Origin of the sequence: Enterobacter sp. RHBSTW-00593, assembly GCF_013784105.1 — a bacterium.
In the GTDB taxonomy this organism is placed as follows: Bacteria; Pseudomonadota; Gammaproteobacteria; order Enterobacterales; family Enterobacteriaceae; genus Enterobacter; species Enterobacter ludwigii.
The window spans coordinates 2,381,905-2,407,612 of record NZ_CP056393.1 but is presented as its reverse complement, the minus strand read 5'-3'; the positions used below and the strand labels follow the sequence as shown (position 1 = coordinate 2,407,612).

The following is a 25,708-nucleotide window of genomic DNA, read 5'->3' as shown; positions in this document are numbered from 1 at the left end:
CGTAGGATCGCAAGCTGGACATGTGTCCATGATTTAAAAGAAAAGGAAATTTATGTTTCGTCAGTGGTTAGCGTTAGTCATTATCGTGCTGGTGTATATCCCGGTGGCGATCGACGCGACGGTACTGCACGTAGCGGCGCCGACGTTGAGTATGACGCTGGGTGCCAGCGGTAACGAATTATTGTGGATCATCGATATATACTCGCTGGTGATGGCGGGGATGGTGCTGCCGATGGGCGCGCTGGGTGACCGCATTGGTTTTAAACGGTTGTTGATAATTGGCAGTACGCTGTTTGGCTTGTCATCGCTGGCAGCTGCATTTGCGCCTTCAGCAGGATGGCTGATTGCTGCCCGCGCCTCGCTGGCGATTGGGGCGGCGATGATCATCCCGGCCACGCTTGCGGGGATCCGCACGTTGTTCGTTAATGCGCGCGATCGCAACATCGCGCTTGGGGTCTGGGCCGCCGTCGGTTCAGGCGGTGCGGCGTTTGGTCCGTTGATTGGCGGTATGTTGCTGGAGCATTTTTACTGGGGATCGGTCTTTTTGATCAACGTGCCGATCGTGGTCATCGTTGTTTCCCTTGCCGCGCGTCTGGTGCCTCGTCAACAGGGACGCCCGGAACAGCCGCTGAATATTGCCCATGCAGTCATGCTGATTGTGGCGATATTGCTGCTGGTCTACAGCGCGAAAACCGCGCTCAAAGGGGTGCTTTCTCCGTGGCTGGTGGCAATGACGCTGCTCACCGGAGCGGTGATGCTGATGATCTTTGTGCGGATCCAGCTTCGCGCCCGCGTGCCGATGATCGACATGCGTCTGTTCTGTCATCGCATTATTTTAAGCGGTGTCGTGATGGCGATGACCGCCATGATCGCGCTCGTGGGGTTTGAGCTATTGATGGCCCAGGAGCTGCAGTTTGTGCATGGCTTTACGCCGTTCGAAGCGGGGATGTTTATGCTGCCGCTGATGGTCGCCAGCGGGTTTAGCGGGCCGATTGCCGGTGTGCTGGTCGGTCGTCTGGGGCTGCGCCTGGTGGCAGCAGGCGGAATGGGGTTGAGTGCCGTCAGCTTTATCGGTCTGTCGATGCTCGACTTCAGCACGCAGCACTGGCAGGCATGGAGTCTGATGGTGCTGCTGGGCTTCAGTGCCGCCAGTGCGCTACTGGCCTCAACCTCGGCAATTATGGCGGCCGCGCCAAAAGAGAAAGCGGCTGCCGCAGGGGCGATTGAAACCATGTCCTATGAGCTGGGCGCAGGGTTGGGCATTGCCATTTTTGGTCTGCTGTTAACCCGCAGCTTCTCGGCGTCAATTGTCCTGCCGCAGGGACTGAGCGCGACGCTGGCCGATAAGGCCTCGTCATCGATTGGCGAAGCGGTGAACGTGGCGCAGAGCCTGACTCCAGGGCTGGCGGAGTCGTTAATTGCGGCGGCAAAAACGGCCTTTATCACGTCACACAGCGTGGCGTTAGGCAGTGCCGGCGCAATGTTACTGGTGCTGGCGGTCGGGATTTGGTTTAGCCTGGCAAACGTACCGAAACAGTAAAAAACAGGCCCGGTGGTGCAATGCTAACCGGGCAACCCTCAGTGTGCGTCATGGGGAGTCAGCAGGCAGCGCTTGTCGTGTGCTTCAATTTCGGTGCCGCTAAAGCGCGCGTATTGCCCGGTCAGGCCGAAGAATGCGGGTTGCGTTTCTGTATAGATTTCAGCGGCAAGTATCAGACGGCGACGTTCGTCTTCGCTCATCTCAAGCTGCGTCCAGGGAATGAAATAGCGCGTCGTTGAGCGTGCGGTCAGTGTGAACCACAGCGGGCAACCGCATCCGGGACAAAACCAGCGTTCGCCGCGCGCAGATGACGTGAAATGAGAAGGGGCTATCGACTCTTCTTCCACAAGCGGTTGACCCTGCGCTTCCAGATACATGGCCATTCCCCCCGACCATTTCTGGCACTGGGTACAGTGGCAGGCATAGACGTCGAAGTTGTTGAGGGAAACGCTGAATTGGCTCATCCCACACAGGCAGCGTCCTTTGAAAATATGCATGGCGTGCTCCTTTATTACGCCAGTCAAACCGAATAAAAAAAGCCAGCCACGAAGGCTGGCTTTTTTATACTAACAAATCTTAGAACTGGTAGGTCAGACCAACAGCAACGATGTTGTCGGTAGAAACGCCAGCTGCTTTAGTGAAGCTGCTGTCGTCAACCAGGTTGATTTTGTAATCAACGTAGGTAGACATGTTTTTGTTGAAGTAGTAGCTCGCGCCAACGTCAACGTATTCAACCAGATCCTGGTCGCCGTAAGTACCAATGTCTTTACCTTTGGATTTCAGGTAAGCAATGGATGGACGCAGACCGAAGTCGAACTGGTACTGAGCAACCACTTCGAAGTTCTGCGCTTTGTTAGCGATGAAACCGCTACCGAAGTTGGTCATGTTACGGGTTTCAGAGTAGGTGGTTGCCAGGTAGATGTTGTTGGCATCGTACTTCAGACCCGCAGCCCATACTTCCGCGTTTTCGCCGCCTGCATTCAGATTGCTTGCAGCAGCAACCTGACGGTCAGTACGGTCAGATTTCGCGTAGGTAGCACCTACACCGAAGCCTTCGAATTCATAAGTAGAAGACAGACCCCAGCCGTCACCGTTCGCTTCGGTGATGTCGCTACGGTCGTTTTTACCCTGGTACTGAGCAGCCACGTTCAGGCCATCAACCAGACCGAAGAAGTCGGTGTTACGGTAAGTTGCAACGCCAGTCGTACGGCCAGTCATAAAGCCATCAGTCTGAGTCCAGGTATCACCACCGAATTCTGGCAGAACGTCAGTCCATGCGCCGATGTCGTAAGCAACACCGTAGTTACGACCGTAGTCGAAAGAACCGAATTCGTTGAATTTCAGGCCCGCGAATGCCAGACGGGTTTTGTTGCCGTCAGAACCCTGAGATTCAGAGCGGTTGCCTTTGAACTCGTATTCCCACTGGCCGTAACCGGTCATCTGGTCGTTGATCTGAGTTTCACCTTTGAAGCCCAGACGAACATAGGTTTTGTCGCCGTCGTTGCCAGCGTCATCAGAGAAATAGTGCAGACCTGTTACTTTGCCGTACAGATCCAGTTTGTTACCGTCTTTGTTAAAAACTTCAGCCGCGTTTACAACGCCTGCTGCCAACATGGAAGTCACTGCCACTGCAACTAATTTAAGTTTCATCTTAAATATTCCTTATAATTTTCTTCAGTATTTCCTGAGCCACTTTGAACGATTTCTAAACGAGGCTAATCATCAATGGCATGCTATTTTTAAGAATCTTGTAGTAGGGTTTCAATAATAAGTTTCAAAATATTAGCAATAATTTCAATTAGTGTGATCCGGATCGGATAAATTGCGGCTGTAACGAATGAGATGGTGGGGATTTGTGCATTTTTTGATGAATTATTCAACAAAACCATTGGCCGCAATATAGTTTTCGGCCGTTTTAGTTTCTTTTGTTAATTGTCGGTATTTTCTGTCTTTTTGCTCGTTTGATATAAATTCCAGTTGTTTAAAATCAATGGGTTAACTATTCCATTGTACGGGATAATCGTTGTTGGACATGAAACGCACAGAAACACACTATTGCACTTTGTGCTATATACATTGTTAATATTCGCAAGGGATTAATAACGTAACGGTGTCAAGTTATGTCAATAAAAGACGACGGAGATTTACGAAAGGGCGGTAATATAAACAGAATCTAAACGGCTTTTCTAACGCGCCGATCATTATTTTGACGCGCGATCACATATTAAATTTATGTTAATTCCCGCCGGGCGATTATGGACCCGGCAGAAGATAGCGATATTATTTTCGCGTGGCGTACCAGCACAACAATGACCCGGCACAAACCATTAATGCGCCTTGCCAGAAAGAAAACGAGAGGGGGGAATTCAGCAATACGGCAGCAAGTGCTGCTGAGAGTACAGGCGTGAAATAGGATACCGCTGCGAGTACCGTGACGTTGCCATGAAGAATACCGATATTCCATGCCGCATAGCCAAACCCCAGTGCGACGCTGCACATGATGAGCTTCACGACCACCGGGAGAGTAAACACCATTTGCGGCTGTTCGCTGAACGCATATTTCACCCACAGACTGAGCGCGGTGAGCAGCACGAAAAGCGTTATCCCGTTTTGCCCGTTGGCAAACTTACTGGTGACGGTGCAGTAAGCCGCCCAGATAAAAGCCCCGGCGAACGCCAGCGCGTAGCTGAGCGGGCTTGAGATGACATTACGCATGATGTCATCAAGATGTAGCCCTTGTTCTCCGCCTAATACCCAACAGACGCCCAACAATGAGACGGCTAAGCCCGGGATCACCCACAGGGTGGACCGTTGGCCGTTAAATAAAATGGCAAACACAATCGTCAGGCTTGGCCAGAGATAATTGACCATTCCCACTTCGATAGCCTGGGAGCGCGTTGCGGCATAGCCTAACGACAGGGCGAGGCAAATTTCATAGCTGACAAACAGCACGCTGCCGGCAATAAGATACCGGGGTGAAAACCGTCTGATATCAGGAAATCCTACCGTCACCAGGCACAGTAATCCGCTGAGGGTGTATATCATTGCGGCGCCTCCCACCGGTCCCAGCCCCTCACTGACGCTACGAATGAGGCCAACCATGGTGCTCCACAACAGTATCGCCGCCAGTCCCGTGAGCGTTGCTCTCTTTCTGTCCATAACCCTGCCACCGCTATAAAAATCAAAGGAAAAATTTATAGCATTAATCTTCCTGCCATCGCGAATTATTCTCTTAAGTCTTTAATCAAAAAGAGGTATTTAAATTCCGTGGGGGTGACTATTAAGGGGGTGAAGACAAGTGACCTTGATTTGACGCAAAAAAATCAGGGGCTTTACTGCTAGTTTGCGGCGCGAAGTCTTATATGAAAACGAGGACAACAATGGACGTCAGCCGCAGACAATTTTTTAAAATCTGCGCGGGCGGTATGGCCGGAACAACAGCCGCAATGCTGGGATTTGCACCCAAAATGGCGCTGGCTCAGGCACGCAACTATAAACTGCTGCGCGCTAAAGAGATCCGTAACACCTGCACATACTGTTCCGTAGGTTGTGGGCTTTTAATGTATAGCCTGGGCGATGGTGCGAAGAACGCCAAAGAAGCGATTTATCATATTGAAGGGGACCCGGATCATCCGGTGAGCCGTGGCGCACTTTGTCCGAAAGGGGCGGGTCTGCTGGATTATGTCCACAGCGAAAACCGTCTGCGCTATCCGGAATACCGTGCGCCAGGATCTGACAAATGGCAGCGTATCTCCTGGGATGAGGCGTTTTCCCGAATCGCAAAACTGATGAAAGCTGACCGCGACGCCAACTTTATCGAAAAGAACGCGCAGGGCGTTACGGTGAACCGCTGGCTGTCGACCGGCATGCTGTGCGCGTCCGCGGCAAGTAATGAAACCGGCATGCTGACGCAAAAATTTGTGCGTTCCCTCGGCATGCTGGCGGTAGATAACCAGGCGCGCGTCTGACACGGACCAACGGTAGCAAGTCTTGCTCCAACATTTGGTCGCGGTGCGATGACCAACCACTGGGTTGATATTAAAAACGCCAACGTCGTGATGGTGATGGGCGGTAATGCCGCTGAAGCCCATCCGGTGGGTTTCCGCTGGGCGATGGAAGCGAAAAACAATAACGATGCGACGCTGATCGTTGTCGATCCGCGCTTTACACGTACGGCATCGGTGGCGGATATCTATGCGCCTATTCGCTCCGGTACGGACATTACGTTCCTCTCGGGCGTTCTGCTGTACCTGATTGAAAACAATAAAATTAACGCTGAATACGTTAAGCATTACACCAATGCCAGCCTCCTGGTACGGGATGATTTTGCCTTTGAAGAGGGGTTGTTCAGCGGTTATGACGCGGAAAAACGGCAGTACGATAAATCGTCCTGGAACTACCAGTTCGATGAAAACGGCTACGCCAGACGCGATGAGACCCTGAGCCATCCGCGCTGCGTATGGAATTTGCTGAAACAGCATGTTTCCCGCTATACGCCGGACGTCGTGGAGAATATCTGCGGTACGCCAAAAGCAGATTTCCTCAAGGTGTGTGATGTACTGGCCTCTACCAGCGCCGCCGACAGAACCACGACGTTCCTGTATGCACTCGGCTGGACGCAGCATACCGTCGGTGCGCAAAACATCCGCACCATGGCAATGATCCAGCTGTTGCTCGGAAACATGGGGATGGCCGGCGGCGGCGTGAACGCCCTGCGCGGACACTCCAACATTCAGGGCTTGACCGATCTGGGCCTGCTGTCGACCAGCCTGTCAGGCTATCTGACGTTGCCGTCTGAAAAGCAGACTGATTTGCACAGCTATCTGGCGGCCAACACGCCAAAAGCGACGCGTGCCGATCAGGTGAACTACTGGAGTAACTATCCGAAGTTCTTCGTCAGCCTGATGAAGTCGTTCTATGGCGATGCCGCGCAGAAGGAAAACGACTGGGGCTTCGAGTGGTTGCCGAAATGGGACCAGGCCTACGACGTCATTAAGTATTTCAACATGATGGATAAGGGCAACGTTACGGGCTACATCTGCCAGGGCTTTAACCCGGTGGCGTCTTTCCCGGACAAAAACAAGGTCGTTCGCAGCCTGAGCAAACTGAAATACATGGTGGTTATCGATCCGCTGGTGACCGAGACCTCCAACTTCTGGCAGAACCACGGCGAGATGAACGACGTCGATCCTGCATCGATTCAGACCGAAGTGTTCCGCCTGCCGTCCACCTGTTTTGCAGAAGAAGACGGGTCGATTGCCAACTCCGGCCGCTGGCTGCAGTGGCACTGGAAAGGCCAGGATGCACCGGGTGAAGCGCGTAACGACGGCGAAATCCTGGCCGGGATTTACCATCGTCTGCGTGAAATGTATCGCACCGAAGGCGGAAAAGGCGCTGAACCGCTGCTGAGGATGAGCTGGAATTACAAACAGCCGGACCATCCTGAATCCGAAGAGGTCGCCAAAGAGAATAACGGCGTTGCGCTGGCGGATCTGTATGACGCGAACGGCACGCTGCTGGCGAAGAAAGGTCAGTTGCTCAACAGCTTCGCGCTGCTGCGGGATGACGGCACGACCGCGTCGTCATGCTGGATCTACACCGGCTGCTGGACGGAACAGGGTAACCAGATGGCGAACCGCGATAACGCCGACCCGTCAGGGCTGGGCAATACGCTGGGCTGGGCGTGGGCATGGCCACTGAACCGTCGCGTGCTGTACAACCGTGCTTCTGCGGATATCAACGGCAAACCGTGGGATCCGAAACGGATGCTGATCGAATGGAACGGCAGCAAATGGACGGGTAACGATATTCCGGACTTCAGCACCGCCGCACCGGGCAGTGAGACCGGGCCGTTTATCATGCAGCCGGAAGGGCTGGGACGCCTGTTTGCCCTCGATAAGCTGGCGGAGGGGCCATTCCCGGAACACTACGAGCCAATGGAAACGCCGCTCGGTACCAACCCGCTGCACCCGAACGTCATATCCAGTCCGGTGGTGCGTATCTATGAAGAGGACGTCCTGCGTTTAGGCAAGAAGGACAGGTTCCCGTATGTCGGGACTACCTACCGCCTGACCGAGCATTTCCATACCTGGACCAAGCATGCACGGCTTAACGCCATTGCCCAGCCGGAACAGTTTGTGGAGATCAGCGAAACGCTGGCGAAAGCGAAGGGTATTGCCAACGGTGACCGCGTGAAGGTGAGCAGCAAGCGCGGCTTTATTCGCGCGGTTGCGGTGGTTACGCGTCGTCTGCAGGCGCTGAGCGTGCATGGTCAGCAGGTGGAAACCGTCGGTATTCCGCTGCACTGGGGCTTTGAAGGGGTGGCGCAAAAAGGCTACCTCGCCAATACCCTGACGCCAAACGTCGGCGATTCCAACTCGCAAACGCCGGAGTACAAAGCGTTTCTGGTCAACATCGAGAAAGCGTAAGGAGCGAATACATGGCAATGGAAACACAGGACATTATTAAACGCTCCGCGACCAACTCCATCACCCCCGCGCCTCGTGCGCGGGATGATAAGGCAGAAGTCGCCAAGCTTATCGATGTCACTTCCTGCGTAGGCTGTAAAGCCTGCCAGGTGGCCTGCTCGGAGTGGAACGATATCCGCGATGAAGTGGGACACTGCGTCGGGGTTTACGATAATCCGGCGGACCTGAGTGCCAAATCCTGGACGGTGATGCGTTTTAGCGAAACCGATCAGAACGGCAAGCTGGAGTGGCTGATCCGTAAAGACGGCTGTATGCACTGCGAAGATCCGGGGTGCCTGAAAGCCTGTCCGTCAGCCGGGGCCATCGTCCAGTACGCTAACGGGATTGTCGATTTCCAGCAGGATAACTGCATCGGTTGCGGCTACTGCATTGCGGGCTGTCCGTTTAATATTCCGCGCCTCAGTAAAGAGGATAACCGGGTCTACAAATGCACCCTGTGTGTCGATCGCGTGAGCGTCGGGCAGGAGCCTGCCTGCGTGAAAACCTGCCCGACCGGGGCTATCCACTTCGGGACAAAAAGAGAGATGCTGGAGGTAGCCCAGCAGCGCGTGGACAAACTGAAAGCGCGCGGTTACGCCAGTGCGGGCATTTATAACCCGCAGGGTGTGGGGGGAACGCACGTGATGTATGTTCTGCACCATAACGACCAGCCGGAGCTGTACCACAATCTGCCGAAAGATCCTGCGATCGATACCTCGATCAACCTGTGGAAAGGGGCGCTCAAACCGCTCTCTGCGGCGGGCTTTATCGCTACTTTCGCCGGGTTGATTTATCACTACATCGGTATCGGACCCAACAAAGAGGTGGATGACGACGAGGAGGAACCTCATGAGTAAGTCATGGATTGTGCGCACGAAGTTTGTCGACCGTGCCTGTCACTGGACGGTAGTGATCTGCTTCTTCCTGGTGGCGGTCTCGGGGATCTCCTTTTTCTTCCCGACGCTGCAGTGGCTGACGGAAACCTTCGGGACGCCACAGATGGGGCGTATCTTGCATCCGTTCTTCGGCGTGCTGATTTTCGTGGTGCTGATGTTTATGTTTGCGCGCTTCGTACATCACAATATTCCGGATAAGCATGACATTCCATGGCTGAAGGGGATTATTGAGGTTCTGAAGGGCAATGAGCATAAGGTTGCGAAGGTCGGGAAATACAACGCCGGGCAGAAGATGATGTTCTGGACCATCATGAGCATGATTTTTGTTCTGCTGGTCACCGGCGTCATTATCTGGCGGCCGTACTTTGCGCACTACTTCCCCATTCAGGTGATTCGCTACGCGCTGCTCATTCACGCGACGTCAGCCATTATTCTGATCCACGCCATCCTGATCCACATGTATATGGCCTTTTGGGTCAAAGGGTCGATTAAAGGCATGATTGAAGGGAAAGTGAGCCGCCGCTGGGCGCAGAAACACCACCCGCGCTGGTACCGTGACGTTGAGCGGCTGGAAGCGAAACAGGACAGTACGAAAGGGATGCCGTAAGTCCCGCGCTCGCGGGTCATTCTCTGACCCGCGAACGCTTCAGTCAAAAACGCTCTTCAACATACCGGAACGGGTATTGAGTCGGCTTCACTTTACCAATCTTACGCTTCGGCAAACTCACCGCTTCGATGTGAATAGCTTTGTACGGGATTTGCGCCAGCAGGTGCGAAATAATGTTCAGGCGCACGCGTTTTTTATCTTCCGAACGGGCGACAAACCACGGCGCCCAGGCGGTGTCGGTGGCAGCAAACATCGCATCTCGCGCCACGGTATATTCATCCCATAGATTGAAAGACTTAATGTCCATTGGCGATAATTTCCAGGTCTTTCGCCCGTCGTTAATACGATCGCGCAGACGACGCTCCTGTTCTTTCGGCGTGACCTCCAGCCAGTATTTGAGCAGGATGATCCCGGCATCCACCATTGCTTTTTCCATCACCGGCGTGCCATCAAGAAACTTCTCGACCTGCTCCGATGTGCAGAATCCCATCACCCGTTCAACGCCCGCGCGGTTGTACCAGCTGCGGTCAAAAATGACGATTTCGCCGGCGGCTGGAAGGTGGGGGACATAACGCTGGAAATAGAGCTGGGTCTTCTCTTTTTCCGTCGGCGCGGGGAGCGCAACAACCCGGAAGACGCGTGGGCTAACGCGTTCAGTGATGGCTTTAATGGTTCCGCCTTTACCGGCGCCGTCGCGCCCTTCAAAGACAATGCAGACCTTTAAACCCTTTGCGACGACCCACTGCTGGAGCTTAACCAGTTCAACGTGGAGGCGACGAAGCTCTTTTTCATACTCTTTCGTTTTTAACGGCTCATGCTTTATGACATCAACTGCGACACTGGTTTTCTTCTTGCTTCCCATGATTGTCATCCTCAGGTTGTCCGGCGCGGGAAAAAGCGGGGCCGCACTATGAAGTGTAATCCACCTGAATTAATGGATTAACGTGTCAGCCAGCTGATTTGAACTGGCTCACCATACAAGATTGTTCAATAATGCCCGTCGCGCGTTGTTAACCAGTGGTTGTGGTATGAAAAAGACAATTTTTTCGTTGGCACTTGGCACGTTTGGCCTGGGAATGGCTGAATTTGGCATTATGGGCGTATTAACTGAACTGGCCCATGACACCGGAATTTCAATTCCCGCCGCCGGGAATATGATTTCGTTTTACGCCTTTGGTGTGGTGATTGGTGCCCCGATTGTGGCGCTGTTCTCAGGCAAATTTTCGTTAAAATCCACGCTGTTGTTTCTGGTGGTACTGTGTGCCGTCGGTAATGCAATTTTTACCTTTTCTACGTCGTATGCCTGGCTGGCGATAGGGCGGCTGATTTCCGGTTTTCCGCACGGCGCCATTTTTGGCGTCGGGGCGATTATTCTCTCGAGAATTGCGCCTCCGGGGAAGGTGACGGTCGCCGTGGCGGGCATGATAGCCGGCATGACGGTTGCCAATCTGGTGGGCGTACCGCTTGGCACCTGGCTGGGTCATGAATTCAGCTGGCGCTATACCTTTTTCCTGATTGCCCTGTTTGATGCTCTGGTGATCATCTCGGTACTGGTCTGGGTGCCGCACATCCATGATCGCTCCGAAATCAAATTGACCGCGCAATTTTCCTTTCTGAAAAAACCGGAGCCGTGGCTGATTTTTGCCGCCACCATGTTTGGCAATGCTGGCGTGTTTGCGTGGTTCAGCTTCGTCAAACCGTTTATGGTCAACGTCTCTGGCTTCTCCGAAGGCGTCATGACGGTCATCATGATGCTGATGGGGCTGGGTATGGTGTTAGGTAATCTCCTGAGCGGGAAATTATCGGGCCGCTTCAGTCCGCTGCGTATTGCCGCCACCACCGACATGGTCATTGTCGCGTCACTGCTGTTGCTATTCGCCTTTGGGGAACATAAAACGGCGTCGCTGGTGATGGGCTTTATCTGCTGTGCCGGGCTGTTTGCACTCTCTGCGCCGCTGCAAATTCTTCTCCTGCAAAATGCGAAGGGCGGTGAGATGCTGGGTGCCGCAGGCGGGCAGATGGCATTTAACCTCGGCAGTGCGATAGGGGCGTATTTTGGCGGGATGATGATCACGCTTGGCTTTAGCTGGAGCTATGTCACGCTGCCAGCGGCTGTGCTCTCTTTCTCAGCCATGAGTTCACTGCTGATCTACGCGCACCTTCGGGCCAGAAAGGCAGACGCCGGTTCGCTCGCTTCCGCACGTTGAACCGCGCCGGTAAGGCGCGGTAGAAGGGCATTAGACAAATTTCGCCAACGGATCGGCAGCGGCAAACGCCACGGCTTTGTCCGCTGCTGGCGGGTAGATAAGTTCATTGGTGATGGCGATTTTGATTTTCTTTGCGTCATCACGCACCGATTTGACGGCCTGGTCCCACCCTTCAGTGTAAACGGCACCCCAGGCACCCAGGTCCAGACAGGTCACGTAGTTAACCTGGCGGTAAGGATAAGGCGTGCGATTCAACAGGCTGGCTGCCGCGTTGTGGCCGGCAAATTTACCCAACTGGATCGCGTGCTGGCAGGTCATTAGCGCCGTGTTCCCCATCTCGTCCGTTCTGGCGTAGGCCATATCTCCCGTCGCGTACACGTCCGGATGAGCCGGAACCTGCAGCGTTTCTGTCACTTTCAGACGCCCCTGGTTATCGCGTTCGCCGTTAATCTGTTGTCCAAGCGGGTTTGCTTCAACGCCTGCCGTCCAGACTACGGTTGCAGCGGGGATACGTTCGCCGTTTTTCAGCGTTACGCCGTTCGCATCGATGGCCTCAATTTCACTGTTCAGACGCCACTCAATCCCCAGTTCCTGGCTCGCGTCTTCAATGGTGTTACGCAATGCTTCACTGTATCGTCCGCCAATGACATGACCCCTTTCAACTACGATAACTCTTGTCGCTGTATCATCACCGAAGCGAGCGCTCAGTCGGGCAGGAAGCTCGGTTGCCAGTTCAATGCCGGTAAAACCGCCGCCACAGACAACCACGGTATTGCGCGCAGCGGTGGAAGGGCGCGAGACCAGGGAGTCAAGATGCTGCTCAAAGGTCTGTGCGGATTCAAGCTGATCGATATCAAAGGCGTACTCAGCCAGCCCGGCAATCGGTGGACGCTTGCTCTGACTGCCGGTGGCCAGCACTAACCGCTCGTAACTCACTGCGGCAGTTACGCCATTCGTATTACGATAGGAAACACTTTTCCCTTTTATATCAATGAATTCTGCTTTACCGGCGATAAAATCAATACCCAGTTCAGCGAACAGTCCGGTCAGCGGCGAGACCAGCGACGTCACGTTCTCTTCATAGAAGCGCGGGCGAACACGCAACTCGGGGGCGGGTGCCAGTACGGCGATCTTCAGGCTGTTATTGCCCTCCAGCGCATTCAGACGCGCGGCGCTGACGGCAGCCCACATGCCGGAAAAACCGGTGCCCACAATTAAAATCTGCTTCTTCATCTTCGATCCTTTTGATCATCACGCTGTATACCTGACATAACTGCAACTATACTTGTCGCAGTTAACTGCGACAACTTCTTTCTGAGTTAAATTTTAATGCTGCATAAAATCAGCATGTTAATGAAAAAGGGGAGGGTAGTTGTGATTGTGGGCAATAACGCCGTTATAATGACCCAGATAAATAACTTCGGAGTTAACCATGGCGTTTTACAGTTCCGGTGTGGAATACGGCATTCACAGCCTGATGTGCATGGTGGATGCAAAAGGCAATGAGCGTGAGATGAGCGTCCGGGAAATGGCCGCCCTGCAGGGTGTGCCGTATGATTACCTGGGAAAAATCTTCACCCGTTTGTCACGTGCCGGGCTGGTGAGCAGCACGGAAGGTAAGGGCGGCGGGTTTAAACTGGCGCGCCCGGCGGAGTTGATCACCGTACTGGATGTGGCGCACGCCATTGACGGTGAGAAGAACATGTTTGAGTGTCGCGAGGTGCGTCAGCGGCTGGCGGTGTTTAATGAAACGCCTCCTGCCTGGGTGTGCAATGGCCCGTGCGGCGTACGTTCGGTCATGGACAGCGCACAGCAACGGATGGAAGAGGAGTTAGCGCGACATACCATTCTCGATCTGGCGCGCAAGATGTACCGCAAAGCGCCGGATACCTTTCAGATTGAGGTTCAGGAGTGGATTTCTGACCGGCGATCGTCGTAGTGAAATGCCGGGTAAGGCAAAACCGCCCCCCGGCAACCGGCGATTAAGAGCGTAAATCAATCACCATACGACCGCGGATTTGACCCTGCTCCATCTCTTTAAAGATGGCATTGATATCTTCCAGCGGACGCATTGTCACTTTTGGCACCACTTTGCCCTCTGCTGCAAACTGGAATGCCTCCATCAGGTCCTGACGGGTTCCCACCAGCGAACCGACGACCTGAATGCCGTCCAGAACCAGGCGTGGAATATCCAGGCTCATCGCTTCCGGCGGCAGGCCCACGGCGACCACGCGGCCACCGGCACGCACGGCATCCACCGCTGAGTTGAAGGCTGCTTTTGCCACGGCAGTTACCACCGCGGCATGTGCGCCTCCGGTTTTCTCCTGAACAATTTTCGCTGCATCTTCGCTGCGAGAGTTAATGGTTAAATCTGCCCCCATGCTCGCGGCCAGTTTCAGCTGTTCATCGTTCACATCAATGGCGATGACCTTGGCGTTGAATACGTTTTTAGCGTACTGCAGCGCAAGGTTACCCAGACCACCAAGACCGTAAATCGCAATCCACTGGCCCGGCTTAATGTGGGACACTTTTACCGCTTTGTAGGTGGTGACCCCCGCGCAGGTGATGCTGCTCGCCGCTGCGGAATCCAGACCGTCCGGCACTTTTACCGCATAATCGGCGGTCACGATGCACTCTTCAGCCATCCCACCGTCAACGGAATAACCCGCGTTTTTCACATCCCGGCACAGGGTTTCGTTGCCGGTATTACAGTATTCGCAGTGTCCACAGCCTTCAAAAAACCATGCCACGCTCGCACGGTCGCCAATTTTCAGCGAGTTGACGCCTGGGCCAATCTCTTTAACGATCCCTATTCCTTCGTGACCCAGGATCACCCCGGTCTTATCGCCGAAATCACCGTTCTTCACGTGAAGATCGGTATGACATACGCCGCAGCATTCCATCTTCAGCAGGGCTTCTCCATGCTTAAGCGGACGTAATGATTTTTCGGTGACATTGACCTGATGATCCTGAGTGACAACAGCAGCCTTCATATGTTTCTCCTTGTTCATGATGAGATTCTGCATAGCAGGTGTACTACTTCTTAAGGATTAATACTTAGGCGCGTTAATGCAAGGTGGCAGCAACATAATGTCATCATTTGATTCGATTTCGGATTAAGAATACAGCGATCCTCTAATAATCAGGGGGGGCGTTCAGGGGCAGAGCGGCCCGGCGAGCGTCTCGCCGGGCGCGGACTTACAGTTTTGCTTCTATCGCCTCAATCTCCTGGCGCCATTGCGCCTGCAACTGCGGCTTCTGGTGCTTCGGTTTGCGGGCCAGGTCTTCCTCCAGCAATGTCTCCAGCGCGATCAGCCGTTCAAGCAGGTCGTCAAACTGCGAAGGGCGATCGTGCTGTTGTTTCGGTGAACACGGCGATGTTATCAGGCCTGCACTTTCACGCAGCCGTTCAAAGACCGCTTCGGCGTCATGCCATTCACTCAACCTGCCGTCCTCAATCAGCCAGAAACGGTTACAGCTTTGGCTGATTAATTGACGGTCATGGCTGACCAGCAGCACGCCACCTTCAAATTGCTGCAGGGTTTCTGTCAGCGCCTCTTTGCCTTCCATGTCCAGATGGTTGGTCGGTTCATCCAGCATCAGCAGGCTATAGCGCGCTAACGTCAGGCCAACAAACAGCAGGCGAGAGCGTTCTCCACCGCTGAGCGTACTGACTTTCTGACCGTGACGTGGCCACGCAAAGCCGGCACCGATCAGGGCCATCTTGCGATTCTGCGGATCGGGTGCAAACGGCTCCAGTGCGTCAAACAGCGATGCATCGTCCGGGAGCTGGTTCAGCGTCTGGTCATAATAGCCAGGCGATACGCGTGGATGGAGTTTCAGCCCATCGTCAGCCTGCTCGCCGCGAAAATGCCGCCAGATCAGCTTCATCAGGGATGATTTACCGCAGCCGTTACGTCCAACGATGGCCACGCGATCGCCGCTTTTGAGACGCGCGATGTCAATGCTAAACAGCGCAGGCAGCCCGGGCGCCGGCGGCACCGCGAGGTTTTCCAGCTCCAGCAGACGATCGGCCCGTAGCGCGTCGCCGCGCAGGGTTAATGTCCACTGACTTCCCGCCGTGACCTCCGTCTGGCTCTCTTTCAGCCGTTCAACCTGCTTTTCCATCTGTTTCGCTTTGCGGGCCAGGTCTTCGTTGTCGTAGACTTTGCCCCAGGTCGCCAGTCTTTTTGCGCTGGCCGCGACGCGGTCGATCTCCTTTTGTTCTGCCTTGTGGCGCTGCGCATCACTTTCGTCTTTCGCATCCAGCGCTTTGCGTGCGGCGGTGCAGGGAAGGGCAAAGTAATGCAGCATCTTATCGCGCAGGATCCAACTGCCGTTGGTCACGGCATCCAGCAGCTGCCTGTCATGTGAAACCAGCACAAAGCTGCCTGACCAGGCCTGTAAAAATTGCTCCAGCCAGAGCATGGTGGGTAAATCGAGGTGGTTACTCGGTTCATCCAGCAGCAGCAGGTCCGGCGCATTAATTAAAGCCCGCGCCAGCAGCAGACGCGTATGTTGCCCGCCGCTCAACGTTGCCGAGGTTAATGTCCAGTCCTGCGGCGTAAAGCCCATACTCGCCAGCAGCGTTTCCGCTTTCCAGCGCAGGCTCTCGCGTTCAGCCGCAGGCAGTTGTGCCAGCACGGCATCCAGCATGCTCAGGGGATAAATCCCGTCCGGCAGATGTTGTTCTACGCGCGCCATGATGCAGTGCCCGGCCAGCGCGACCGTTCCGGCGGCAGGCGTGTCTGTACCGTCCAGCACCTTCAGCAACGTACTTTTACCGCAGCCGTTGTCGCCCAGCAGACCGATGCGATCGCCTTTTTTCAGCGTAAAGGAGAGAGAGTCGAAGAGCGTACCAAACGCCGTATCAACACGTAGAGATTGTGCAGTGAGTAAAGTGCTCATTGTTGCTTACCCAAGAGTTACAGGCATGTTTATGCCTCGTCAAACATCGCTGACGATAACTCAGTAAGCCCGAGAGAAGGGATTTCAGGGGTTGGTGTCTTCGCTCAAGCAGAAGTTATCGCAGCACGATACCGATAACGCTTGAGCTGGTGCGATCACCAAATGTATGTGAAACATTGAAAATTTCACAGTACAGCATAATTGGCCTCCTTATATATTCAGTAGGTTAATGGATGAAGGCAGTGTAGCGGGGATTTTATGGCCCGGCAAGCGCGGGCAGAATGGCAGGCCGGGAGGCATGATTGCCTGACCCGGCCTGTTCTTTAGATAGACGTTCTGCGATAGCTGCGGTATTCCGGCATCCAGAAGTTGTCGTCAATGGCCTGCTGCAGCGCATCGGCGGAGGTTTTCACCGCCACGCCTTGCTGCTGTGCCATTTTGCCTACTGCGAAAGCGATCGCGCGGGACACCTTATGAATGTCTTTCAGCTCTGGCAACACCAGGCCTTCACCGTTATTCACCAGCGGTGAGTGTTTCGCCAGGGTTTCGCTGGCTGACATCAGCATTTCATCGGTAATGCGTGACGCACCGGACGCGATAACCCCCAGACCAATCCCCGGGAAGATGTAGGAGTTGTTGCACTGCGCGATCGGATAGGTTTTATCCTTCCACACCACCGGGTCGAACGGACTGCCGGTTGCCACCAGTGCGTTACCTTCGGTCCAGGCGATGATGTCCTGCGGCGTTGCTTCTACACGGGAAGTCGGGTTAGAGAGCGGCATCACGATAGGGCGTTCACAGTGTTTGTGCATTTCGCGAATAATCTCTTCGGTGAAGAGACCGGTTTGCCCGGAAACGCCGATAAGAATGTCCGGCTTCACGTTGCGCACCACGTCCAGCAGGGAGAGCACCTCGTTGTCGGTATCCCAGTTTTTCAGGTTCTCGCGTTTCTGAACCAGTCGGGTCTGGAACGGCAGCAGGTTAGGCATACCGTCGGTCAGCAGGCCGAAACGGTCAACCATATAGACGCGGGAACGGGCCAGTTCTTCACTCAAGCCCTCGCGCTGCGTCTGAGCAATAATCTGCTCGGCAATACCGCAGCCCGCAGAGCCTGCGCCCAGGAAGACGATTTTCTGGTAGCTCAACTGGCTGCCTGCCGCACGGCTGGCGGCGATCAGCGTCCCAACGGTCACGGCGGCGGTGCCCTGAATGTCGTCGTTGAATGAACAGATGTCATCGCGGTAGCGGTTCAGCAGCGGCATGGCGTTCTTCTGCGCAAAGTCTTCAAACTGCAGCAGCACGTTCGGCCAGCGTGCCTTAACGGCCTGGATAAAATCATCAACAAACTGATAATACTCATCGTCGGTAATGCGCGGATGACGCCAGCCCATGTACAGCGGATCGTTGAGCAGCTGCTGGTTGTTGGTACCCACATCCAGCACTACCGGCAGGGTGTACGCCGGGCTGATACCTCCACAAGCGGTGTACAGGGAGAGCTTACCGATTGGGATCCCCATTCCGCCAATACCCTGATCCCCGAGGCCGAGAATACGTTCCCCGTCAGTCACAACAATGACCTTGATGTTGTGGTTCGGCACGTTCTGCAGAATATCGTCCATATTGTGACGGTTCTGATAAGAGATGAATACGCCGCGGGAGCGACGGTAGATCTCAGAGAAACGTTCACACGCCGCACCCACCGTTGGGGTGTAGATCACCGGCATCATCTCTTCGAGGTGGTTCTGAACCAGGCGATAGAAGAGGGTTTCATTGGTGTCCTGAATGTTACGCAGGTAGATGTGCTTGTCGATTTCGGTCTTGAAACCCTGATACTGGATCCACGCACGTTCAGCCTGTTCTTCAATGGTTTCCACCACTTCGGGCAGCAGACCAAGCAGGTTGAAGCTGCTGCGCTCTTCCATGCTGAAGGCGCTGCCTTTGTTGAGCAGGGGGAATTCCAGTAAAACCGGACCGGCATAAGGGATATATAAGGAACGATGTTTTTTCAGTTTGTTGTCCATGTCACTCACTCTTTTTTTGAAGATCCGTCCCTGACACTGCTGTTTGTCATCTTTCTGGCCTGTGCGGTGGGGTGCGGTCAGGCGGTATTATAAAGGAGCTAAATGTTAATTACCGCAACACATAAACAAAAACACCATCGGTTTTGCCGATGGTGTTCAGGATCTCTTACTGGAACTTACTTGCCAGCGTGGCGTTTTCTGCCGGTGGCATGGGTGACTTGCGTTTCACTGTCGCCCTCAATCACCACTTTACGTTGGTTAGAAAGCTTGTAGTTCAGTCCCAGAATATGGCGTGCCTGACGGTTCGATTTCATCTTTACTCCTCAATCCTGTTGATAGTTTTAAGGACAAGTTTGCTTACGCAAACGAAATGTAACCCCTTAGGTTGCAGATCCAGCTTAGCAGGTTTTTACAAAGAGGCATTCTGTCCACTGACCACGTAGTTAATGGTCTGTTGGTAGATGTCACTGAGGATGTCATTGTCTGTGGATTCCACCCATTTCGTCAGTTCCATCAAAATGTCATCTTCAGTCACAGCACCGTGTTCGGCGTGAAGACCTTGTGCGATTGCGTTAACGAGTTCAGGTTGTGCTGCTGCGGTATTTGCCGGGTAATAAGTAAACATGCTGCCTCCGTGTCGTTGTCTGTGTAATGGTACGGCTCGCAAAAAATGTAATTCACAAACAGAATGGCAAATATTTCCCTTGCTGTGTCTAAGATTCATCTTAGAAATAAAAATGACATAAGTGCATGCTTTTAGACACTTTTAGAAATGGAGGAATAATAACAGGGGACGAGGGGGGATATTTTGATGCTGCTCCTGCTATCCGAGAAAATAGCAGGAGCAGAGATTAATTTACCATTTCATTTCGCCGGTATTCACTTTCGCACTTAATTCCAGCGAGCTCTCTTCGGCCAGGCCCGGATACGCTTTTTTCATGGCGCTAATGACGCCAGCAGAATCTTTGTGATTAGCCAGAGTCTGCTCGAACCGCTGCAGATATTCACGGGTAAAATCGATAGCGCCGGTACCTGACGGTGGTGTCCCCAGATAGTGACCCGGGATCACGCGCTCAGGTTTGTGCGCCGCCATGTTTTCCAGCGTATCCTGCCACTGCTGGCGACGCGCCTTGGTCTGGGTATCGGCCGTCCACAGATGGATGCCCCATGAAACGCCCGTGCCGCCAAGAATCGTCTTCGCCGATGGGATCCAGACATAGGCCGCGTAGCTGTCTGGCTGTTCAATATCGATTTTCTCACCATCAACCATAAACGTGGTGGAGGTCAGCACCTGAGGAACGATCAGCGTTGTTGGCGCGCCGTCTTTCATCTGTGGACCCCAGAAGGCCAGCTTGGCATCTTTGGTGGCCTTGATATGCTCAACCACCTGCTGAGTCGCCACGACTTTCGCATTCGGGAATGCTTTTACCAGCGGCTGCAGACCAAAGTAGAAGTCCGGATCGCCGGAGGTGATCACAATCTTGTTCAGGGTTTTACCGCTGCGGCGAATTTTCTCCACCAGTGCTTCACCGTCTTTCACGCTGAACTGCGCGTCAAACAGGACGGCCTCTTTCGGGCCAGACACCAGCGTCGACGAGACCGCAAAGATGCCTTTCTCCTGCGGGTTCCAGGTATCAATGGTCAACGGTGCGGCGAAGACCGCCGGCGTGAAGAGGGTGCATAGCAGTGCAAGGCGAGTGAGCTTCATCATCATGTCTCTTTTTATCAGGAAAGACCCTATTGTACCGAACTCTCCATTTGCCAGAATTCCTGAAACAAGACATGCTTAGTTTCATAAATCGAGCAAATGGAGCGTTATATGGATCGCGTTATTGCCGCACAGGTCTATAACCGGATTTGCGAGCTGGGAAGTTTGAGTGCCGCAGCCCGTGCGCTGGGCATTTCCCGGCCCATGGTAAGCCGTTATCTTGAGCAGATGGAGAAGTGGGCGGGGACCCGCCTGGTGAACCGCTCAACGCGTAAGCTGACGCTGACCGCAGCAGGGGAAAAGGTACTGCAGAAAACGCGTACCCTTTCGCAACTGTCGCAGGAGATTGAAGGTCAGTCGGAGAAAGATTTACCTTCCGGCACCTTACGGGTAGCCTGCGCGCACTTTACCGCCATGCACATGATTGCGCCGGTACTGCCCGGGCTGCTGGCGCGTTATCCGCAGCTCAGAATTGAACTGGATGTGAATAACCATCCCGTGAGTCTGGTGGGCGAGCGTATTGACGTAGCCGTGCGAATTACCGATAACCCGGAGCCGGGGATGATTGCCCGCAGGCTGGGCGAGTGCCGTTCGGTGCTTTGCGCCTCGCCGGACTATCTTGCGCAGCACGGCACGCCCGTGACGCCTGAGGATTTGGCGCAGCACAATTGTCTGCATTACAGCTTCTTCGCGGGTCAGTCTTGGCATTTTATAACGCTGGAAGGCGAAAGCGTGAGCGTCGCGGTGAGCGGCAATCTTAGCGCCAGCATCTCGTCGTTGTTGATGGACGCGGCGGTTAAACATTGCGGTATTGCAATGCTGCCCGAACACGAAGCGCAAGGGGCGCTCGAGCAAGGACTGCTGGTCCCGGTGCTCACAGACTTAGTGCCTAAGCCGCTCGCCATTCACGGGATTTACCAGTCGCGGGAATATCAGCCTGCGGCCCTGCGCGTCTTTCTTGATGAAATTGCAGGGCATCTGAACTGATGCCCGCGCAGTGAGCCTGTGGCTTATTTCGTCGTCAGCCAGGGCGACGTCGTGCTCCAGAAAATAATATCTGCGCCGAGATACGCTTCTGCGAACTGAACAAATTCATCTTTGGTGAAGGGCTTGCCGGTAGCCGGGTTTCGGTAGGTGAGCGTGGGCTCCTGAACGGCCATGGCGACCAGCGGCAGTTTGTTTTTATACTGGTTAAAGAACGGATAGGCGTTTTTCATTTGCGCCTTGCGGTTGGGAACAATATCCGGTCCGCCAAGCCCGATATTATGGGCACTGGCGTATTCAAACAGCCGCCCCATGTAATTATGGTCATTGTTCCATTCACACGGCCAGAAGTTCACATATTGTACGACATGGGATTGCGTGAAAACCTTTCGCGCAAAGGCGAGGTTTTCCATTTCTCCGGCAAAATAGTTGTCGCACGAAAATCCTGTCGGCGGCTTTTTCTCATCAAGGTCAATCGCGGTTTCCGGTAAGTTCACACCATAAACCTGGCCATCAAAACGCTTCGCCAGGGCTGCCAGTAAGGCCTGATACCGTTCACGCACGGCAGGATCCCACTGCCGGGCTACCCAGCCTGAACCTGTTGGTTTCCCTTCACCAGGGTTGTCAAACTGCGGAGAAATACCGCCGCTGTACTTCGTGTCTGCCATCAGATAATCAGGGACATACCGGGCATCTTTTTCGAAGAAGCGATCCTGAATTTGAATAAACAGCTTTTTATTGCTGGCCTTCAGGCGCGCCAGATCTCGCTCTATGGATGAGAAGTCATATCTGTTTTTCTCAGGCTCCAGTGCACGCCAGTTATAAACGATCTGCGCGCCACCGATATCACGACGGGCGATAAGCGCGGCGGCGGCATCAAGGTCGCCCGAGCTGGTATAGATAAAATTCTCCGGCGTGCTGGCAAAGAGGGGGAACGTCACGGCGAGCGTGGTCAGCGCCACGACAATCCTGGTGTTTAGCATCATAGGCCTTTCCCTTTTGATGGTTCGAAGTGATGTATCGCATCAACGCCAACCAGAATACTCTGTGTTCCAGGACGCGTCAGATCTCTGGTCTATACTTAACCCTTTGTAAGCCAAAAGGAGAGCAAGAATGACAATTCATAAGCACGGTTCAGCACACTGGTCTGGCGATATTAAACGCGGAAAAGGAACTGTTTCTACCGAGAGCGGCGTTCTCAATCAACAGCCTTACGGCTTCAACACCCGTTTTGAAGGCGAAAAAGGGACCAACCCGGAAGAACTGATTGGTGCCGCACACGCAGCCTGTTTTTCGATGGCACTGTCGCTGATGCTGGGTGAAGCAGGCTACACCGCCGATTCCATTGATACTACCGCCGACGTGTCACTGGATAAAAAAGAGGGCGGTTTCGCCATTACGAAGGTCGCACTGCAGAGCAAGGTTACTGTCCCTGGCATTGACCCTCAGCAGTTCGATGGCGTTATTCAAAAAGCGAAAGCCGGCTGCCCGGTTTCCCAGCTGTTGAACGTGGAAATCACGCTGGATTACACGCTCAATTAAACCAAAGCTCATTAAAAGCCCTCATGCGCGCAGCTGTGCGCATGAGGATAGGTGTATTTTGGGTAGCAAAAAGAACCTTAACGCGTGCCGGTTGCGTTAAGGCTGATAATGGGCATGATGGCCACATTACCTGCGTAAAAGAGATCTGAATTCGTAAAAGAATAAACACGCCCGGTGAGGTTTACATTGACGTGAGAGCCGTAGCCAGAGATTTTGGCGTCGCCAGTGTCAGCTACCATAAAGGGTGAGCGTTTCTTCAGGTGCTCCAACAGATTATCCTGCAGTTTTGTGTCCAGGTAATAGCGATAAACATCTGAAACCGTCGCACCCCCGCCTTTGTACTTTGTAACGTACAAATAGACCTCGGGTGTAATTTGTTGTTGTGAGTAAAGGTCATCATCCGGTGGCTGGTTTGCAAAATACTGAAACCCTACAAAAACCAGCAGCGCGGCAGTTAGCGCTCTGTGCAGCCACTTAATAACCGTGCTGTTTGGCATAATCTATTCCCTGTTTAATCCAAAACTGGTCATGAGGGTCATCCCCGTAAGGTAACTCACCGTACCATGTTCCCCATTGCGGCTTCGACGTTCCCGCCCGGCTTTGTGCAAAACCCGCGCCCATATACAAGGTTGCTTCTGGTATCCCTGCTGCAAACCCGGTGGCCCCATAATTAAAATTACCAAAATTAGCCAGGTCACGGCGTTGCTGTTTGTAATCCCACGGGCCACGATTTTTGACCTGTTGATAGAACCAGTAATAGGTTTGCGGTAGCGCCATATTCCGCCCTGCGCCATGCGTGCTAGCTTCACGCATATTGCTATCAATTAATCTTGTGCCTCCACTCGGCATTTGTGGCAATACAGCCATAACGTCATCCTTAACGTTTGATTTTTGGGTAGATATCAACCCATTATCCGCACCAGGTCAATAAAAAACGCTGAATTAAAGGATAGAAATAAATGCATTAGCACCGGATTTTCATGGACTATAAAGTTTATCCGTACTTTGCTCCGGCTATCCCTTCAGCGCGGCAGGAAACACCTCTGCCAGCCAGGCGATAAACACTCTCAGTCGATGTGTCAGATGCCGGTTCTGCGGATAAACCACATGAAACGGATAAGCGTCAGGTCGCCAGTCGCTAAGAATTTCAGTTAACGTCCCCGCCTGTAAATGCCTTTTTGCCGAATACTGAAACGTCTGAATAATGCCTAAACCTGCCACCGCCGCCGCCAGATGCGCGTTGCTTTCATTGACCCCAAGGAAGTGCGGAATACTTATCGCCAGCCTTTCTCCCTTTTCCCTGAAGCGAAACGGGAACGCCCGACCGGTGACGGGAGAAAGGTAGCTAATCAGCTTATGCCCATTGCACAGCTCCCGCGGATAGGCCGGTACGCCATGATGTTTTAAATAATCGGATGTCGCGCAGGTGACCATTTCAGCGTCGCCCAGATGGCGGGCAATAAGGGAGGAGTCGTTCAGAGGGCCGCCACGGATCACGCAGTCAACGTTACCGCTGATCAAATCCACGGGCCGGTCGGCCACGCCAAGGTCGATGCGTATTTCCGGGTAACGCTGCATAAAATCCGGGAGCAGGGGGATCAGCACGTCGCGCGCGGTTGAACCGCCCACATCCACGCGCAGATGGCCTTTCGGCGTCGCGCGGGAAACGCGAAACGACGTATCGATATCTTCAATATCAATCAGCACCCTGAGCGCTTTTTCATAGTACCCGGCACCTTCCGGTGTGGTGACTACCCGTCGTGTCGTGCGATGTAAAAGCCGGATCTCCAGGTGCGCTTCGAGCGATTTCACCAACTTGCTCAGGGTGGCGATAGGCATATTCAGAGAATCAGCCGCACGCGTAAAACTTCCGGTTTCCACCACCCGCGTAAATGCGCGCATTGCCATGAGCTGGTCCATTCGTACTCCGGATTATTTCCACCTGTGAATAGTGATTTTCATTTTTGCCCGTTTTTCATTAATCCTGCAACCGATAGAGTTTATTCAACGCAAGCGAAAACCTCTTCAACCGTTTTTGCGGGCATCCTGAAAACATGATTAAAGGTGAATAACATGAATACGTCTCTCGCAGGTAAAATTGCCCTGGTTACGGGCGGCAGCACAGGTATCGGTCTCGCCACCGCGCAGGAACTGGCGGCCCAGGGCGCGAAGGTTTATATCACCGGACGTCGTCAGGCGGAGCTGGACGCTGCCGTTGCACAAATTGCCACCGCGGCGGTCGGCATCCGTGCGGACGTCTCTCAACTTTCCGACCTCGATAAAGTCTATGCGCAGATTGCAAAAGACGAAGGGCGTCTGGATATTCTGTTCGCCAATGCGGGTGGTGGCGACATGCTGCCGTTAGGCGCTATCACTGAAGAGCAGTTTGACCGCATTTTTGCGACCAATGTTCGCGGTGTACTGTTCACCGTGCAAAAAGCGTTACCGCTGTTATCAGCCGGATCGTCGATCATTCTGACCGGATCCACGGTGTCCATTAAAGGAACCGCAAACTTTAGCGTATACAGCGCCAGTAAAGCCGCCGTGCGCAACTTTGCCCGTTCGTGGGCGCTGGATTTGCAGGGGCGCGGTATTCGCGTCAACGTGGTGAGCCCGGGGCCCATCAAAACCCCAGGGCTGGGTGACCTGGTGCCGGAAGAACATCGTCAGGGGCTGTATGATGCGCTGGCCGCCCAGGTGCCGCTGGGACGCTTAGGCGCGCCGGGAGAAGTGGGGAAAGCGGTGGCGTTTCTGGCCTCAGATGCAGCAAGCTTTATCAACGCCACCGAACTGTTTGTCGACGGTGGAATGGCGCAAATTTAAACGTG

General features: G+C 53.8%; 24 protein-coding genes. 9 read left to right on the top strand and 15 right to left on the bottom strand.

Annotated features, from left to right (window positions below; translation table 11 throughout):
• Nucleotides 1-52 precede the first annotated feature (52 nt).
• Nucleotides 53-1,540 carry an MFS transporter gene (locus tag HV242_RS11340; protein WP_032680951.1) on the top strand — a complete coding sequence of 496 codons (1,488 nt, stop codon included), beginning with the start codon at nt 53-55 and terminating at the stop codon, nt 1,538-1,540.
• 38 nt (nt 1,541-1,578) lie between these two features.
• On the opposite strand, the gene HV242_RS11335 is transcribed toward HV242_RS11340, so the two are convergent.
• The 3 genes from HV242_RS11335 to yddG all read right to left on the bottom strand — a co-directional run bounded on the left by HV242_RS11335 (nt 1,579) and on the right by yddG (nt 4,699).
• On the bottom strand, nt 1,579-2,037 hold the full coding sequence (locus HV242_RS11335) for a GFA family protein (protein ID WP_020884055.1): 459 nt from the start codon (nt 2,035-2,037) through the stop codon (nt 1,579-1,581).
• A 79-nt stretch (nt 2,038-2,116) separates the two neighbouring features.
• A complete protein-coding gene (gene ompD / locus HV242_RS11330) occupies nt 2,117-3,190 on the bottom strand; it encodes a porin OmpD (protein ID WP_050736856.1) in 1,074 nt (357 codons plus the stop codon).
• Nucleotides 3,191-3,820: 630 nt separating this feature from the next.
• On the bottom strand, nt 3,821-4,699 hold the full coding sequence (gene yddG, locus HV242_RS11325) for an aromatic amino acid DMT transporter YddG (protein WP_014170222.1): 879 nt from the start codon (nt 4,697-4,699) through the stop codon (nt 3,821-3,823).
• Nucleotides 4,700-4,920: 221 nt separating this feature from the next.
• Between yddG and fdnG the strand changes: the two genes are divergently transcribed.
• The 3 genes from fdnG to fdnI are packed head-to-tail and all read left to right on the top strand — an operon-like array spanning nt 4,921 to nt 9,510.
• Entirely contained in the window at nt 4,921-7,968 is a 3,048-nt protein-coding gene (fdnG, locus tag HV242_RS11320) for a formate dehydrogenase-N subunit alpha (RefSeq protein WP_150343157.1), read from the top strand.
• 11 nt (nt 7,969-7,979) lie between these two features.
• Entirely contained in the window at nt 7,980-8,864 is an 885-nt protein-coding gene (gene fdxH / locus HV242_RS11315) for a formate dehydrogenase subunit beta (RefSeq protein ID WP_014170219.1), read from the top strand.
• On the top strand, nt 8,857-9,510 hold the full coding sequence (gene fdnI / locus HV242_RS11310) for a formate dehydrogenase-N subunit gamma (RefSeq protein ID WP_020884059.1): 654 nt from the start codon (nt 8,857-8,859) through the stop codon (nt 9,508-9,510). The genes fdxH and fdnI overlap by 8 nt, the downstream gene beginning before the upstream one ends.
• 43 nt (nt 9,511-9,553) lie before the next feature.
• Here fdnI and ppk2 read toward each other — a convergent pair whose 3' ends face one another.
• Complete coding sequence (ppk2, locus tag HV242_RS11305) at nt 9,554-10,372, bottom strand: polyphosphate kinase 2 (RefSeq protein ID WP_050736855.1); 819 nt, start codon at nt 10,370-10,372, stop codon at nt 9,554-9,556.
• A gap of 166 nt (nt 10,373-10,538) precedes the next feature.
• On the opposite strand from ppk2, the gene araJ reads away from it, so the two are divergent.
• Nucleotides 10,539-11,717, top strand: coding sequence for an MFS transporter AraJ (gene araJ, locus HV242_RS11300; protein ID WP_040017569.1), 1,179 nt, complete (start codon nt 10,539-10,541; stop codon nt 11,715-11,717).
• A 30-nt stretch (nt 11,718-11,747) separates the two neighbouring features.
• Here araJ and HV242_RS11295 read toward each other — a convergent pair whose 3' ends face one another.
• Complete coding sequence (locus tag HV242_RS11295) at nt 11,748-12,950, bottom strand: NAD(P)/FAD-dependent oxidoreductase (protein WP_181616926.1); 1,203 nt, start codon at nt 12,948-12,950, stop codon at nt 11,748-11,750.
• A 199-nt stretch (nt 12,951-13,149) separates the two neighbouring features.
• Between HV242_RS11295 and HV242_RS11290 the strand changes: the two genes are divergently transcribed.
• Nucleotides 13,150-13,656, top strand: a complete 507-nt coding sequence (locus HV242_RS11290; RefSeq protein ID WP_014170178.1) for an RrF2 family transcriptional regulator — start codon at nt 13,150-13,152, stop codon at nt 13,654-13,656.
• Nucleotides 13,657-13,699: 43 nt separating this feature from the next.
• Here the strand turns inward: HV242_RS11290 and adhP are convergent, their stop codons facing one another.
• From adhP to HV242_RS11260, 6 genes are all read right to left on the bottom strand, one after another.
• Nucleotides 13,700-14,710 carry an alcohol dehydrogenase AdhP gene (adhP, locus tag HV242_RS11285; RefSeq protein ID WP_020884077.1) on the bottom strand — a complete coding sequence of 337 codons (1,011 nt, stop codon included), beginning with the start codon at nt 14,708-14,710 and terminating at the stop codon, nt 13,700-13,702.
• Nucleotides 14,711-14,915: 205 nt separating this feature from the next.
• Nucleotides 14,916-16,625 (bottom strand): ABC-F family ATP-binding cassette domain-containing protein, encoded by a 1,710-nt coding sequence (locus tag HV242_RS11280; RefSeq protein WP_014170176.1) that lies wholly within the window; start codon nt 16,623-16,625, stop codon nt 14,916-14,918.
• 323 nt (nt 16,626-16,948) lie between these two features.
• Nucleotides 16,949-18,646 carry an NAD-dependent malic enzyme gene (locus HV242_RS11275; protein WP_020884079.1) on the bottom strand — a complete coding sequence of 566 codons (1,698 nt, stop codon included), beginning with the start codon at nt 18,644-18,646 and terminating at the stop codon, nt 16,949-16,951.
• A gap of 176 nt (nt 18,647-18,822) precedes the next feature.
• Nucleotides 18,823-18,960: a stationary-phase-induced ribosome-associated protein gene (gene sra, locus HV242_RS11270; protein WP_013096533.1), complete on the bottom strand. Its 138-nt coding sequence runs from the start codon at nt 18,958-18,960 to the stop codon at nt 18,823-18,825.
• Between the two features lie 95 nt (nt 18,961-19,055).
• The gene (gene bdm / locus HV242_RS11265; protein WP_020884080.1) at nt 19,056-19,271 is read right to left on the bottom strand and encodes a biofilm-dependent modulation protein; all 216 of its coding nucleotides are present in this window, start codon (nt 19,269-19,271) and stop codon (nt 19,056-19,058) included.
• Between the two features lie 231 nt (nt 19,272-19,502).
• A complete protein-coding gene (locus HV242_RS11260; protein WP_050736853.1) occupies nt 19,503-20,354 on the bottom strand; it encodes a Vmh family MBL fold metallo-hydrolase in 852 nt (283 codons plus the stop codon).
• A gap of 111 nt (nt 20,355-20,465) precedes the next feature.
• Between HV242_RS11260 and HV242_RS11255 the strand changes: the two genes are divergently transcribed.
• Complete coding sequence (locus tag HV242_RS11255; protein ID WP_063858461.1) at nt 20,466-21,341, top strand: LysR family transcriptional regulator; 876 nt, start codon at nt 20,466-20,468, stop codon at nt 21,339-21,341.
• A 23-nt stretch (nt 21,342-21,364) separates the two neighbouring features.
• Here the strand turns inward: HV242_RS11255 and HV242_RS11250 are convergent, their stop codons facing one another.
• Nucleotides 21,365-22,324 carry a hypothetical protein gene (locus HV242_RS11250; protein WP_032678222.1) on the bottom strand — a complete coding sequence of 320 codons (960 nt, stop codon included), beginning with the start codon at nt 22,322-22,324 and terminating at the stop codon, nt 21,365-21,367.
• Between the two features lie 127 nt (nt 22,325-22,451).
• Here HV242_RS11250 and HV242_RS11245 point away from each other — a divergent pair, with 127 nt between their 5' ends.
• Nucleotides 22,452-22,880 carry an OsmC family protein gene (locus tag HV242_RS11245; RefSeq protein WP_050736852.1) on the top strand — a complete coding sequence of 143 codons (429 nt, stop codon included), beginning with the start codon at nt 22,452-22,454 and terminating at the stop codon, nt 22,878-22,880.
• Nucleotides 22,881-22,957: 77 nt separating this feature from the next.
• On the opposite strand, the gene HV242_RS11240 is transcribed toward HV242_RS11245, so the two are convergent.
• From HV242_RS11240 to HV242_RS11230, 3 genes are all read right to left on the bottom strand, one after another.
• The gene (locus HV242_RS11240; RefSeq protein WP_020884084.1) at nt 22,958-23,377 is read right to left on the bottom strand and encodes a hypothetical protein; all 420 of its coding nucleotides are present in this window, start codon (nt 23,375-23,377) and stop codon (nt 22,958-22,960) included.
• The gene (locus HV242_RS11235) at nt 23,355-23,747 is read right to left on the bottom strand and encodes a polymorphic toxin type 44 domain-containing protein (protein ID WP_020884085.1); all 393 of its coding nucleotides are present in this window, start codon (nt 23,745-23,747) and stop codon (nt 23,355-23,357) included. The genes HV242_RS11240 and HV242_RS11235 overlap by 23 nt, the downstream gene beginning before the upstream one ends.
• 147 nt (nt 23,748-23,894) lie before the next feature.
• Complete coding sequence (locus tag HV242_RS11230) at nt 23,895-24,800, bottom strand: LysR family transcriptional regulator (RefSeq protein ID WP_050736851.1); 906 nt, start codon at nt 24,798-24,800, stop codon at nt 23,895-23,897.
• Nucleotides 24,801-24,953: 153 nt separating this feature from the next.
• Between HV242_RS11230 and HV242_RS11225 the strand changes: the two genes are divergently transcribed.
• Nucleotides 24,954-25,703 carry an SDR family NAD(P)-dependent oxidoreductase gene (locus HV242_RS11225; protein ID WP_020884087.1) on the top strand — a complete coding sequence of 250 codons (750 nt, stop codon included), beginning with the start codon at nt 24,954-24,956 and terminating at the stop codon, nt 25,701-25,703.
• Nucleotides 25,704-25,708: the final 5 nt, after the last annotated feature.

Coding starts and splice junctions, on each gene's coding strand:
- HV242_RS11295 (WP_181616926.1), bottom strand. CDS start 12,950: ATGAAGAAGCAGATTTTAATTGTGGGCACCGGTTTTTCCGGCATGTGG.
- HV242_RS11255 (WP_063858461.1), top strand. CDS start 20,466: ATGGATCGCGTTATTGCCGCACAGGTCTATAACCGGATTTGCGAGCTG.
- adhP (WP_020884077.1), bottom strand. CDS start 14,710: ATGAAGGCTGCTGTTGTCACTCAGGATCATCAGGTCAATGTCACCGAA.
- HV242_RS11240 (WP_020884084.1), bottom strand. CDS start 23,377: ATGCCAAACAGCACGGTTATTAAGTGGCTGCACAGAGCGCTAACTGCC.
- ppk2 (WP_050736855.1), bottom strand. CDS start 10,372: ATGGGAAGCAAGAAGAAAACCAGTGTCGCAGTTGATGTCATAAAGCAT.
- HV242_RS11230 (WP_050736851.1), bottom strand. CDS start 24,800: ATGGACCAGCTCATGGCAATGCGCGCATTTACGCGGGTGGTGGAAACC.
- HV242_RS11340 (WP_032680951.1), top strand. CDS start 53: ATGTTTCGTCAGTGGTTAGCGTTAGTCATTATCGTGCTGGTGTATATC.
- HV242_RS11235 (WP_020884085.1), bottom strand. CDS start 23,747: ATGGCTGTATTGCCACAAATGCCGAGTGGAGGCACAAGATTAATTGAT.
- HV242_RS11245 (WP_050736852.1), top strand. CDS start 22,452: ATGACAATTCATAAGCACGGTTCAGCACACTGGTCTGGCGATATTAAA.
- yddG (WP_014170222.1), bottom strand. CDS start 4,699: ATGGACAGAAAGAGAGCAACGCTCACGGGACTGGCGGCGATACTGTTG.
- fdxH (WP_014170219.1), top strand. CDS start 7,980: ATGGCAATGGAAACACAGGACATTATTAAACGCTCCGCGACCAACTCC.
- sra (WP_013096533.1), bottom strand. CDS start 18,960: ATGAAATCGAACCGTCAGGCACGCCATATTCTGGGACTGAACTACAAG.
- bdm (WP_020884080.1), bottom strand. CDS start 19,271: ATGTTTACTTATTACCCGGCAAATACCGCAGCAGCACAACCTGAACTC.
- HV242_RS11280 (WP_014170176.1), bottom strand. CDS start 16,625: ATGAGCACTTTACTCACTGCACAATCTCTACGTGTTGATACGGCGTTT.
- HV242_RS11250 (WP_032678222.1), bottom strand. CDS start 22,324: ATGATGCTAAACACCAGGATTGTCGTGGCGCTGACCACGCTCGCCGTG.
- HV242_RS11290 (WP_014170178.1), top strand. CDS start 13,150: ATGGCGTTTTACAGTTCCGGTGTGGAATACGGCATTCACAGCCTGATG.
- HV242_RS11275 (WP_020884079.1), bottom strand. CDS start 18,646: ATGGACAACAAACTGAAAAAACATCGTTCCTTATATATCCCTTATGCC.
- HV242_RS11225 (WP_020884087.1), top strand. CDS start 24,954: ATGAATACGTCTCTCGCAGGTAAAATTGCCCTGGTTACGGGCGGCAGC.
- ompD (WP_050736856.1), bottom strand. CDS start 3,190: ATGAAACTTAAATTAGTTGCAGTGGCAGTGACTTCCATGTTGGCAGCA.
- fdnI (WP_020884059.1), top strand. CDS start 8,857: ATGAGTAAGTCATGGATTGTGCGCACGAAGTTTGTCGACCGTGCCTGT.
- HV242_RS11260 (WP_050736853.1), bottom strand. CDS start 20,354: ATGAAGCTCACTCGCCTTGCACTGCTATGCACCCTCTTCACGCCGGCG.
- HV242_RS11335 (WP_020884055.1), bottom strand. CDS start 2,037: ATGCATATTTTCAAAGGACGCTGCCTGTGTGGGATGAGCCAATTCAGC.
- araJ (WP_040017569.1), top strand. CDS start 10,539: ATGAAAAAGACAATTTTTTCGTTGGCACTTGGCACGTTTGGCCTGGGA.